This is a genomic window from Haloferax sp. Atlit-10N, assembly GCF_003586325.1.
In the GTDB taxonomy this organism is placed as follows: Archaea; Halobacteriota; Halobacteria; order Halobacteriales; family Haloferacaceae; genus Haloferax; species Haloferax prahovense.
This window is the reverse complement of sequence record NZ_PSYX01000006.1, coordinates 42,621-54,130: the sequence shown is the minus strand read 5'-3', so window position 1 is coordinate 54,130 and position 11,510 is coordinate 42,621. Positions and strand designations below refer to the sequence as shown.

Annotated in this window: 13 protein-coding genes; 8 read left to right on the top strand and 5 right to left on the bottom strand. The window is 66.7% G+C overall.

Features of this window, described 5'->3' with window-relative positions:
* Positions 1 to 182: 182 nt before the first annotated feature.
* On the top strand, positions 183 to 713 hold the full coding sequence (locus tag C5B91_RS16400; protein WP_007274222.1) for an Lrp/AsnC family transcriptional regulator: 531 nt from the start codon (positions 183 to 185) through the stop codon (positions 711 to 713).
* Positions 714 to 745: 32 nt separating this feature from the next.
* Here the strand turns inward: C5B91_RS16400 and C5B91_RS16395 are convergent, their stop codons facing one another.
* The gene (locus C5B91_RS16395; protein WP_008096995.1) at positions 746 to 2,056 is read right to left on the bottom strand and encodes an aspartate aminotransferase family protein; all 1,311 of its coding nucleotides are present in this window, start codon (positions 2,054 to 2,056) and stop codon (positions 746 to 748) included.
* Between the two features lie 259 nt (positions 2,057 to 2,315).
* Between C5B91_RS16395 and C5B91_RS16390 the strand changes: the two genes are divergently transcribed.
* Together C5B91_RS16390 and C5B91_RS16385 are read left to right on the top strand one after the other, a co-directional pair.
* Positions 2,316 to 3,695: an NAD-dependent succinate-semialdehyde dehydrogenase gene (locus tag C5B91_RS16390; protein ID WP_049968707.1), complete on the top strand. Its 1,380-nt coding sequence runs from the start codon at positions 2,316 to 2,318 to the stop codon at positions 3,693 to 3,695.
* 260 nt (positions 3,696 to 3,955) lie between these two features.
* Complete coding sequence (locus tag C5B91_RS16385) at positions 3,956 to 5,368, top strand: APC family permease (protein ID WP_115820053.1); 1,413 nt, start codon at positions 3,956 to 3,958, stop codon at positions 5,366 to 5,368.
* 57 nt (positions 5,369 to 5,425) lie between these two features.
* Here the strand turns inward: C5B91_RS16385 and C5B91_RS16380 are convergent, their stop codons facing one another.
* From C5B91_RS16380 to C5B91_RS16365, 4 genes are all read right to left on the bottom strand, one after another.
* Positions 5,426 to 5,920 carry an Lrp/AsnC family transcriptional regulator gene (locus C5B91_RS16380; protein WP_008096998.1) on the bottom strand — a complete coding sequence of 165 codons (495 nt, stop codon included), beginning with the start codon at positions 5,918 to 5,920 and terminating at the stop codon, positions 5,426 to 5,428.
* Between the two features lie 125 nt (positions 5,921 to 6,045).
* On the bottom strand, positions 6,046 to 6,387 hold the full coding sequence (locus tag C5B91_RS16375) for a ferredoxin (protein WP_049968708.1): 342 nt from the start codon (positions 6,385 to 6,387) through the stop codon (positions 6,046 to 6,048).
* On the bottom strand, positions 6,387 to 7,241 hold the full coding sequence (locus C5B91_RS16370; RefSeq protein WP_115820054.1) for a CbtA family protein: 855 nt from the start codon (positions 7,239 to 7,241) through the stop codon (positions 6,387 to 6,389). Before C5B91_RS16370 ends, C5B91_RS16375 begins: the two co-directional genes overlap by 1 nt.
* Positions 7,242 to 7,243: 2 nt before the next feature.
* Positions 7,244 to 7,429, bottom strand: coding sequence for a CbtB domain-containing protein (locus C5B91_RS16365; RefSeq protein ID WP_008097001.1), 186 nt, complete (start codon positions 7,427 to 7,429; stop codon positions 7,244 to 7,246).
* Between the two features lie 170 nt (positions 7,430 to 7,599).
* On the opposite strand from C5B91_RS16365, the gene cbiT reads away from it, so the two are divergent.
* The 5 genes from cbiT to C5B91_RS16340 are packed head-to-tail and all read left to right on the top strand — an operon-like array spanning position 7,600 to position 11,510.
* Entirely contained in the window at positions 7,600 to 8,154 is a 555-nt protein-coding gene (gene cbiT, locus C5B91_RS16360) for a precorrin-6Y C5,15-methyltransferase (decarboxylating) subunit CbiT (RefSeq protein ID WP_115820055.1), read from the top strand.
* Positions 8,151 to 8,858: a cobalt-factor II C(20)-methyltransferase gene (locus tag C5B91_RS16355; RefSeq protein WP_049968711.1), complete on the top strand. Its 708-nt coding sequence runs from the start codon at positions 8,151 to 8,153 to the stop codon at positions 8,856 to 8,858. The genes cbiT and C5B91_RS16355 overlap by 4 nt, the downstream gene beginning before the upstream one ends.
* Complete coding sequence (gene cobM, locus C5B91_RS16350; protein ID WP_008097005.1) at positions 8,855 to 9,691, top strand: precorrin-4 C(11)-methyltransferase; 837 nt, start codon at positions 8,855 to 8,857, stop codon at positions 9,689 to 9,691. The genes C5B91_RS16355 and cobM overlap by 4 nt, the downstream gene beginning before the upstream one ends.
* On the top strand, positions 9,688 to 10,656 hold the full coding sequence (gene cbiG / locus C5B91_RS16345) for a cobalt-precorrin 5A hydrolase (RefSeq protein WP_049968712.1): 969 nt from the start codon (positions 9,688 to 9,690) through the stop codon (positions 10,654 to 10,656). The genes cobM and cbiG overlap by 4 nt, the downstream gene beginning before the upstream one ends.
* Positions 10,653 to 11,510 carry a precorrin-3B C(17)-methyltransferase gene (locus tag C5B91_RS16340; protein WP_049968713.1) on the top strand — a complete coding sequence of 286 codons (858 nt, stop codon included), beginning with the start codon at positions 10,653 to 10,655 and terminating at the stop codon, positions 11,508 to 11,510. Before cbiG ends, C5B91_RS16340 begins: the two co-directional genes overlap by 4 nt.

The following is an 11,510-nucleotide window of genomic DNA, read 5'->3' as shown; positions in this document are numbered from 1 at the left end:
CGCCGTCCGAACCGCTGAATCGCCCTCGACGCCGCGTTTCGCGCGGCGTCCCGCGACCGAACTAACTCGTACCACCACCCCGCCCCGACGCGTTGACTAGCCAATTCGGCACAACTTACGTGTCGTTTTGATTCGATTACGCCACCAGCAGTTTCAAATCGCACCCCCGAATACATCCGACCATGGAAAACCCCGACCTCACGTCCGCCGACGCCCCGTCCGACCCGAACACGCCGGAGGCGGTCCTCGAAAACTACCTCGACGAGCACGACTACGAGATATTCCGCGCGCTCAACGAGAACGGCCGCATCTCAGACACGGAGCTCGCCGAGCGCGTCGGCCTCTCCCGGACCGCGGTTCGTCGCCGCCGCGAGAAGCTTCAAGAGAGCGACGTGCTCGAAATCCTCGCGGTCATCGTCCTCCAGGAGGCCGACCTCGCCGACGCACAGGTGCTCGTCTCGTTCAACCAGCACGTCTCTTCGGACGTGCGGACCGAGTTCATCACGATGCTCATCGACGAGGGACTCGTCTACAACACGAGTTCCTGTCTCGGCGAGTACGACCTCGTCTTCAGCGCGTGGCACACCGACCTGAACGCGCTGAAGGAGTACGTCTGGGACCTCTTCGACGGTGAGGAAATCGTCGACGACTACACCATCATCCCGCTTCTGAAGACGTGGAAGGCGTGGGACAAAGAGCTGGACCGCCCCTGAATCGGTCGGTAGCGCGGGAGGGAGGACTCTTTTCAGGCCAGGTCGTCCAGCGCGACTCGGAGCGCGTCGACGGCCTCGCCGAGTTGCGCCTGCGAAATCGTCAGCGGCGGCTGGAAGCGCATGACGTTCTTGTAGTAGCCGCCGACGCCCATGACGACGTTGGACTCCTCGCGGAGGTGCTCGCCGACCGCGGCGGCGAGTTCCTTGTCGGGGGCGGGAGCGACGTGCTGCGGGCCGGTCGTCTCCGGGTCGACGAGTTCGATTCCCTGCATCAGTCCGAGGCCGCGGGCCTCGCCGACCACGTCGTAGTCCGATTCGAGCGTGGCGAGTTCGGCCGAGAGCCACTCGCCGTTCTCGCGGGCGGTGTCGATGATACCGTTCTCCAGTTCCTCGATAGTCGCCAGTGCGGCCGCGCAGGCGACGGGGTTGCCGCCGAACGTCGAGAGGTGGTCGCCGGAGCCGAACGCGTCGGCGATTTCCGCGGGGGCCGTGAACGCGCCGAGGGGCAGACCGTTGGCGATGCCCTTCGCCTGCGTCAGGATGTCCGGTTCGACCCCGAAGTGCTCGCTGGCGAACAGTTCGCCGGTGCGGCCGTAGCCGGTCTGGACCTCGTCGGCGATGAGGAGCGCGCCGTGGTCGTGGGCGATGTCCCGGACGCGCTTGAGCCACGCCTCCGAGGGGACGACGATGCCGGCCTCGCCCATGACGGGTTCGACGACGACCGCCGCGAGGTCGCCGCTGGTGTGCGAGCCGATGACCCGTTCGAGCGCGTCGGCGCAGTCCGCGCCGCAGGTGTCGCCGTCGCAGCGGGGGCAGCGGTAGGCGTACGGCGGCGCGGTGTGAGCCACGTCGTTAATCGTCGGGGCCATGTCCTGCTTGTAGGCCCTGTTGCCGGTGAGCGCGAGGCTTCCGAGGGTTCGGCCGTGGAAGCCCATCTCCAGCGAGATGACCTCCTTGGAGCCGGTGTACTTCCGGGCGAGCTTGATGGCCCCCTCGACCGCCTCAGTGCCGGAGTTGCAGAAGAAGGACTTCTGGAGGTCGCCCGGCGTCACCTCGGCGATAGTCTCCGCGAGGTCGGCTACCGGCCGGTTCGGGTGGACGTACGAACAGCCGTGAACGAACTCCTCTAACTGCTCGGTCGCGGCCTCGACGACGGCCTCGTTGTTGTGTCCGACGTTCGTCACCGAGATGCCGGAGAACACGTCGAGGTACTCGTTGCCGTCGAAGTCCTCGAGGGTGCAACCGGACGCCCGCTCGACCGGGACGTTCAGCGATTTCCAAATCGGCATGAGGTAGTCGTCGTACGCCGCCTCGACCGACGAGTTCGTCTCCCGTTCTCTCATGAACACAAAGTCTAAACTGAATCCTAATAAATTATTCTGTATGGGATAAAGTTCAAATCTACTCGTCGGCTTCGGTCACGAAACGGTCGCGCGGAACCCGAACGTGGCTGGATACCTCGTACTCGACTCCGTTCGCCACCGAGGACGTGTTGAACACAGTCCAAATAATCCCACTCTACTGGAACATTTATCAATATATGGGACGACAGTCGGGGCAAGCGGGAGTCGCGAGCGACCGCCGCGCTCCCGAGAGCCGACCATGAAATCCATCAACCCCGCAACCGAGGAAGTCATCGAGACGCACGAGGAACACGACGAGGCGACGGTCGACGCGCGCTTGGACGCCGCGTGGGACCGGTTCGAATCGTGGCGCGAGACCCCGATTTCGCGGCGCGAGAAGTTGCTCGCGTCCGCGGCCGACGTGCTGCGCGAGCACAGCGAGGAGTACGCGAGCCTGATGACAGAAGAGATGGGCAAGCCCATAGCGCAGGCGGTCTCCGAGGTCGAAAAGTGCGCGTGGGTCTGCGACTACTACGCCGAACACGCCTCCGAGTTCCTGCAGGACGAGCACATCGGCACCGTGCCGGGGTCGAAGACGTACGTCTCCTCCGAGCCCATCGGCCCGGTGCTCGCGGTGATGCCGTGGAACTTCCCGTTCTGGCAGGTGTTCCGGTTCGCGGCCCCGCACATCACCGCCGGCAACGTCGCCGTGCTCAAGCACGCGCCGAACGTCTTCGGCTGTGCCGACGCCATCGCCTCCGTCTTCGAGCGGGCGGGCTATCCCGACGACGTGTTCACCTCGCTGCAGATTCCCGCCGAGCGCGTCGCCGGCGTCATCGAAGACGACCGGGTTCGGGGCGTGAGTCTGACCGGAAGCACCCGCGCCGGGCGGGCCGTCGCGGAGACGAGCGGCCGCGAACTCAAGCCGACGGTGCTCGAACTCGGCGGGAGCGACCCGTTCATCGTCCTCGACGACGCGCCGCTCGAAGCGACCGCGAAGCAGGCCGCGCGGGCACGAACCCAGAACAACGGCCAATCGTGTATCGCCGCGAAGCGCTTCCTCGTCCACGAGGGCGTCTACGACGAGTTCGTCGAACGCTTCACGGAAGAGATGCGCGCGCTGACCGTCGGCGACCCAACGGACCCCGAGACTGATGTGGGGCCACAGGCGAGAGCAGACCTCATGGAGACGCTCCACGAACAGGTCACGGCGTCCGTCGACGCCGGCGCGACGCTCCGACTCGGCGGCGAACCGCTCGACCGACCCGGCCACTACTATCCGCCGACGGTGCTGACCGACGTGCCCGACGGCGCGCCCGCGAGGACCGAGGAACTGTTCGGTCCCGTCGCCACCGTCATCAGGGTCGAAGACGAGGAGGACGCGGTCCGCGTGGCGAACGACACGCCCTTCGGCCTCGGCGCGAGCGTCTGGACGGCCGACGCCGAACGCGGCGAGGCGCTCACGACGAGGCTCACCGCGGGCAACGTCGCCGTCAACCACATCGTCGCGTCGGACCCGCGGGTCCCGTTCAGCGGGACGAAAAACTCGGGCTACGGGACCGAACTCTCCCGACACGGGATTCGAGAGTTCGTCAACACGAAGACGGTCTGGGTCGAGGACGCGCCCGCCGACGAGTAACCGAACAGGAACTCGGCGCGACAGCCGCGACAACACCGGCGGCGACGCCCGGAAGGCGAATCAAACCGAATCGAACGCGGACGCTTTTTTTCGATTCTGCGAGTTGACTACCATTCGAACCGCCGGCCGTTTGCCGATTTTCCGGTGAATCGTCGGCCAGTTTGTCGTTCCAGACCATGATTCTCTATTGAACTGTGTTCCTTATTTCCTCTAAAAATTGAACACAGTAAGATATATAGTGAGTAAGTTAGAATGTGGTGATGTCAATCATAACCATGACAGGAAAACTCTCACGCGTCCTCTCGAAGCGCGACGTGTTCGTGCTCGCGCTCGGGGCGATGATCGGATGGGGTTGGATCGTACAGACGGGGTACTTCATCGACCAGAGCGGCGTCACCGGCGCGATTTCGGCGTTCGTCCTCGGTGGGTTCATGGTGTTCGTCGTCTCGCTCATCTACGGCGAACTCGCCTCGGCGATGCCCTTCGTCGGCGGCGAACACGTCTACAGCATGCGGGCGTTGGGGCCGGCCGGCTCGTTCGTCTGCACGTGGGCGATAATCTTCGGCTACATCAGCGTCGTCGCGTTCGAGGCGGTGGCGCTCCCGAGCGCCCTCGCGTACATCGTCCCCGGTTTCAACGTGTTCGAACTCTGGACGGTCGCCGGCCAGCCGGTCTACGGCACGTGGGTGGCGACGGGCGTCATCGGCTCCGTGGTCATCACGTACCTCAATTACCGGGGGGTCCGCCCGGCCGCGCAGTTCCAGGCGATTCTCGCGCTCGTCATCACGCTGTCCGGCCTGACGCTCCTCCTCGGCGCGCTGTTCAACGGCACCTCGCCGTCGTCGCCGCCGCTCGCGGGAGCCGGCATCGGCGGCGTGTTCACGGTCGCCATCATGACGCCGTTCATGTTCGTCGGCTTCGACGTGATTCCGCAGGCCGCGGGCGAGGCCGACGTGTCGCCGAAGCTCCTCGGCGGGCTCATCGGCCTCTCGGTCGCCTGCGCCGCCGCGTTCTACATCGCCGTCATCTGGGCGGCCGGACAGGTCGCCACGGGCGCGACGCTCGTCGAGAGCTCGCTCCCCGCGGCGACGGCGATGGAAATCGCGTTCGACAGCGTGACCATCGGCCGCATCATGGCGCTGGCCGGCCTCGCGGGCATCCTCACGAGCTGGAACGGCTTCGTCCTCGGAGCCAGTCGCGCCATCTACGCGATGGCCGACTCGAACATGCTCCCCGAGCGGCTCGCGACGATTCACGACGACCACGACACGCCGTCGACCGCAATCGTGCTCGTCGGCGGCCTCGCGGCGCTCGCGCCCCTGTTCGGCGAGCAGATGCTCGTGTGGGTCGTCAACGCCGGGGGCCTCGGCATGGTGTCGGCGTGGTTCCTCGTCGTCGTCTCGTTCCTCGTGCTCCGGTACCGCGACCCCGACTTCGACCGGCCGTTCAAGCTCCCGGCGGGCTACGCGGTCGGCGCTCTCGGCCTGCTGCTGACGGTGTTCTTCGTCGGCCTCTACCTCCCCGGCTCGCCCTCGGCGCTGGCGTGGCCCTACGAGTGGGCGATGGTCGGCGGCTGGTGCCTGCTCGGCGTCGTCCTGTTGGCCGTCGCCGGCGGGCTTCCGACCCGGACGGAGGCCAAGGCGCACCTGAGCGCCCAGCAACTCGAAGACTAAGCCGCCTCCGGCGGTCGAAGCGCGGTGCGGTAGAATTCGGATGCGACGCGGACCGCGTTACGACACGTCGGGAAGCAGCGCGTCTTTCAGTTCTTCGAGTTCGTAGTCGTTCAGCGGGTTCGGCTCGTCCTTGATGGTCGTGATGACGAACGTCGAACTCGTCCGCGAAATCTCGTCTATCTCCTCGAACTCCGAGATGAGGTCCTCGACCATCGCGCGCGAGGCGAGGTGCGAAATCAGGACGAAGTCGGTGTCGCCGAGCGTGAAATACACCTGGTTGACGCCGGGCACCTCGCCGAGTTTGTCGCCGACCTCCTTGTGGTACTCCGAGCCGTACTCGGCCCAGACCTCGGTGATGAGCGTGAGATTCAGTCCGGCCTTCTCGAAGTCGATGTCGAAGATGTCGTTCTTGATGATTCCCTGCTCTTGGAGCCGTTCGAGGCGGTAGTGAACGGTCGACTTCGGGATGCCGGTCTCCTCGGTTATCCGGTCGGGACTCCCCGATTCGAGCGTCCCGATAGCCTTGAGGATTCGAAGGTCCTTCTCGTCCATGAACCGTAATCAGAAGTGCAACGATATTATTGTTCTGCGTCCAATCCCGGCCTCGTCACGGAGATAGCGGCAAGACGGTGGTGAGACGGGCGCGGCGCAGACGCCGGAGCTCGTCGCCGAGACGGTCAGCGATTGGGTCGAACGCCGAGGTTCGACGCGTCGGGACCGAACTCGTCGGCCAACAGCGCCGGCACGTCGTCCGGACGAACGTCGGAGTACCACCGGTTTCGCGGGTGGATGGCGACCGCGGCCCCCTCGGTGCTACAGAGCCCGAGACAGCTCGTTTCGGCGACGTGGACCCGCGACCAGAAGACGCCACGGTCGCGCAACCACGAGGTCACCGCGTCGTACACCGCCGTGCCGTCGGCCTCGGCGCAGTCGGCGTAGTCGGACTCTCGGCTGTTCGTACAGACCAGCACGTGGTCGGTAAAGCCGTGCTCGCGGACCTCGTCGGTTCGGTCGCGCATCAGTCGGCCGCGGGAGCCGCGTCCCGGCCCGCAATCGGGGTCGCCGACTCGGACTCGCCCGACGACCGGAACTGGGCGTGCGCCGCCGCGAGGACCAGCCACAAGAGGAGCTGTCCAAAGGCGAACAGTCCGGCGAGTCCGGTTTCGAGCGTCGGCGACAGCGCCCCGTGAACCGCGTTATCGGGGGCGACGACGGCGACGGCCGCGAGCAGACCGAACGGAACGACCGCACCGACGGCGGCCGCGACGAGGCCGCTCGACTCGCGCAGGCGGACGTAGGCGTAGCCGGCCGAGAGACAGGCGAGCGCCCCGGCGAGCATCATCCCAGCGTAGAGCGGGAGCCGCGTCGCCGCCGAAAGCGACTGCTCCGCGCCCGGCGCGGCCGGCGGGAGGACCAGCCACGGCGCGCCCGAGACGGTGACAAACCCTGCGAACCCCATCAGGTAGCTCTTCGCGGCGTTGGGACCGGGTATCGCCGGTTCGAGGAAGAAGAACGCGACCCCGAAGAACGCGCCGCCGAGCACGACGCCCCACAGCCCGCCGGCCGCGACGCTCACGGCCTTCGTGACCGCCATCGACACCGCGGTGTCGTGATGGCCGCCGCCTTCGCCGGCGTGGGTGCCTCCGGACTTGTGGCTGTGAGCGCCGTCGGACTCGTGGCTGTGAGTCCCCTCCGCGTCGTGGCTGTGGGCGCTCTCCGCCTCGTGGCTGTGGGCGCTCTCCTCGACGGCGGCGTGGTTCAGTTCGTCCGCGTAGGCGACGAGGGGGTTGGCGACGATGGCCATGAACAAGCCGAACACCAGTCCGGCGACCAGTCCCGCCTTCACTCCCCGCGTCAGGTACTCGGCGAACATCGTCAGTGGCAGGCGATACCGGCCGCGTGGCGGAAGTTGTGCAGCGAGTCGTGGACGAGCGGGTCCTGCACGAACAGGAGCGTAAAGCCCAACGCGGCGATGAAGAGGAGTCCCGCGGCCATCTGCGTGGGAGACAGTTCGGTTCGGGCGCGTTCGATTCGGCCGTTGACGGTGTTCGCCGTAGCCATGATAAACTCAGATTGATGAAAACCAAGTCCGGTTGTAAAACTTTCGAAGACAAGCCAGATTGTGTTTCGACAACTTAGATTTAATAACTCGGCGGGGCGATTTTATGAAAGTTAATTTGCTGTACTCCAAGCACAATTGTTTTCAAACCGCGCCCGGATTGTCGAGTCGAATGTCACAGGTAACGCTCCCGCACGACGCCAAGGCGGGACCCACGAAACCGGAGGTGAGAGCGGTCACGCTCGACAAACTCGGCTTGCGGCCGACGGACCACTTCGTCGACGTCGGCTCCTGTACCGGCTCGATCACCATCGAGGCGGCCCGGCGGGTCGAGCGCGTGACCGCCGTCGAACGGAAACCGAAGCGGCTGGACGTGACGCGGAAGAACCTCGGGGCGAACGAGTACGACGCCGACGTGACGCTCCGCGACGCGGAGGCTCCCGACGGCCTCCCGGCCGACGCCGACGCGATGTTCATCGGTGGCAGTCGAAACTTCGAGGCCGTCCTCGACCACGCCGTCGAGACCGGCGTGGACCGGGTCGTGATGAACGTTTCGCGGGTCGAGCCCGCCGGCGACGCCATCGAGGCGTTCCGCGAGCGCGACCTGCTCTCGGAGGTCGTCCAGCTGCAGGTGAGCCACGGCTACGAACTCGCCGGCGCGACGAGCTTCCGGTCGAACAACCCGGTCTACGTCGTCGTCGGCCGACGCGACGCGGAGGGGTTATGACCGTCTACGGCATCGGTCTCGGCCCCGGCGACGCCGACCTCGTGACCGTCAAGGGGAAACGCCTGCTCGAATCGGCGGCGGTGGTCTACTCGCCCGGCCGACTCTCGCGGACGGTCGCGCTGAACCACGTCCCCGAGGAGCGTATCGGCGACCTCGATTTCCCGATGACGCGCGACCCCGACGAACTCCGCCGCGCGTGGAAGGAGGCGGCCGCCGAGGTGGCCGCCCGCGCCGAGTCCGAGGACGTGGCGTTCGTGACCCTCGGCGACCCCAACGTCTACTCGACGTTCGGGCACCTCCGCCGCACCCTCGACGCGTTCCACCCCGAGGTCGACCTCGAAGTCGTCCCCGGCGTGAGCGCGATGACGGCCTTCACGACCGTGCTCGGCGTCGAAATCGAGTCCGGGACAGGGCTCGCGCTCCGCGAGGCCGCGAACGGCTCCGCGCCGACCGGCCCCGACCGCATGGTGCTGTTCAAGGTCACCGACGCGCCGACGACCCACGAGAAACTGACCGAGGCGGGCTACGACGTTCGGTTCGGCCGCCGCCTGTTCATGGAGCAAGGCGAGACGGTCGTCACCGACGACCCCGACGAACTCGCGGAGCGCGACTACTACACGCTGGCCTACGCGGAGCGCGAGGGCGTCGAGCGCGAGGTGGCGACCGCCGCGTTCGACGGCGTCGAATCGGGAGGGTCGGCGTGAGCGTCGACGGCGACGCGGACACCGGCTTCACCGACGAGGAGGGAATCCCCTTCGTCGGCGCGGGACCGGGCGACCCGGACCTGCTCACTGTCGCCGGAAGAAAACTCGTCGAGGACGCCGACCTCGTGGTTCACGCGGGGTCGCTCGTCAACAGCGAGCTCTTAGACGAGTTCTGCGCCGACGCCGAACGAGTCAACAGCGTCGGCAAGGACCTCGAAGAGCTGATTCCCCTGATGGCGGAGGCCTACGAGTCGGGCCGGACCGTCGTCCGACTCCACAGCGGCGACCCGGCGATTTACGGGGCCGCCTTGGAGCAGATGGACGCGCTAGCCGAGGCGGGCGTTCCGAGCTACCTCGTCCCCGGCGTCACCTCCGCGTTCGCCGCGAGCGCGACGCTCCGCACCCAGTTGACGCTGAACGAGGTCTCGAACCACGTCGTCTTCACTCGACCGCGGGGTCGGACGCTCTCGCCCGAGGAAGACCACATCGGCGACTTCGTCGGCTTCGGCGACACCACGGTCTGCATCTACCTCGGCACCCACGCCGTCGCCGAGACGATGGACCGACTACTGGACGAGGGCCACGACCCCGACACGCCCGTCGCGGTCGTCTACCACGCCTCGTGGCCTGACGAAGACGTTATCGAGGGGACCATCGAGACCATCGGCCAGCGGGTCGAAGACGCGGGCTACCGCGCCTCGGCGCTCGTCATCATCGGCGAGGCGGTGAACGGCTCGAACTACGAGCGGTCGTTCCTCTACGGCGACTGGGCCCGCGGCGGCGACGCGCCGAACGACGAACCCGATTCTGAAACAGAGGGGCAGACACAATGAGCGGCAACTCGACAGACTCCGAAAGCGGCCACTGTAGTACTCCCGACAGCGACGGCGAGGTCGCCGACGAAATCGCCATCGTCAGCTTCGAACGAAAGCTCGACACGGCGGAAGAAATCAAGCGCGACCTCGCGGACGACTACGACCGGATAGACGTGCTCACCTACCACGGCGACGTGTTCGCCGACCACTGGGGCGAGTACGACTGCTTCGTCGGCCTCATGGCCAGCGGCATCGCCATGCGGAAGACCGCGGGCCTCCTCGACGACAAGTGGGAGGACCCGGCGGTCGTCGTCGTCGACGAGGAACTGACGTGGGCGATTCCGCTCACCGGCGGCCACCACGGCGCGAACCAAGTCGCCTACGACCTCTCGAAACTCGGGGCCGTCCCGGCGATGACGACCGCCTCGGAGGCCGCGGGCAAACAGGGCGTCGAGAGCAAGGCGAAGGCGCTCGACTCCCACGTCGTCAACGGCGATTCGACCGTGGCGACGAACCTCGCCGTCCTCAACGACGAACTCGGCCCGGTCGCCCGACTCGACGGCCCGAAGGCGGTCCTCGTCGGCGACGACGTGACAGTCCTGAAGCGCAACGGCGACGACGGCGTCGTCCTCGGGACCGGGAGCGTCTCCGGCGCGAAGAAAGCGCAGTTCCTGACGGCGTGGGAGCGGGCGCTCGACGACGCCGACCGCGACTGGGACGACGTGGAGTTCGTCGCCACCGGCACGCGAAAGGCGGACGAACCCGGTATGCTCGACGCTGCCGAGGAAATCGGCGCGGGCGTCGTCTACTTCGAAAAGGAGACCCTCTCCGAGTTCGAGGGGCCGACGCCCTCGCGGTCGAAGGAACTCATCGGCTGGCCCGGCATCGCCGAGGCGAGCGCCATCGCCGGCGGCCGCGACCACGAACTGGTCGTCGAAAAGCGGCGCTACGACGACGCCGTGACCGTGGCGGTGGGACGATGAGCGACGGCGGCGAACCGGCGTCCGGCTCCAGCGGCCGCGACGAGGTGCCCGACGACTACGGGACGCTCTACGTCGTCGGCATCGGCCCGGGCCTCCCGGACCACATGACCCAGCGGGCGAAGGAACTCGTTTCGACCTCGGACTGCGTGGTCGCTTCGAACCTCTATCAGGAGTTCCTTCGCGACGACGGAACGCTCCCACCCGAAGAAAGCGACGAGGGGCCGGAAGTCGTCCGCTCGTCGATGGGAAAGCAAGTCGAACTGACCCGCGAGGCGTTCGGGCGCGTCCGCGACGGCGAGGACGTGGTCCACGTCTCCGGCGGCGACCCGAACGTCTACGGGAAGTCCGACCTCGTGTTCACGATGGCGGAGACGGACGAGGCGACCGACGTGCCAATCGAAATCGTCCCCGGCGTCACCGCGGCGCTCGGCGGCGCGGCCATGATGGGCGCGCCGCTGTCGAACGACTTCTGTACGGTCTCGCTGTCCGACAAGTGGCGCGGCTGGGACGAAATCGAAGAGAAACTGCGCGCGGCCGCCATCAGCGGCTTCGTCATCGTCCTGTACAACTGCTGGCGGAACTACGAACGCGCCATCGACGTGGTCCGCGAGGAGCGGGCCGACGACGTACCGGTCGGCATCTTCAACGACGCCGGCCGCGGCGAGGCGGGCCGCAATCTGGACGACGAGACGTTCTCGGTGACGACCCTCGGCGACGCGAAAGCCCACGACGACGACGTGGGCGGGATGGGAACCTCGATTCTCATCGGCACCCACGAGACCGAACCCTGGAGCAACGACTACGAAACGTATCTCGTCACGCCCCGCGGCGGGCGCGACGTCGACGACTTCTAA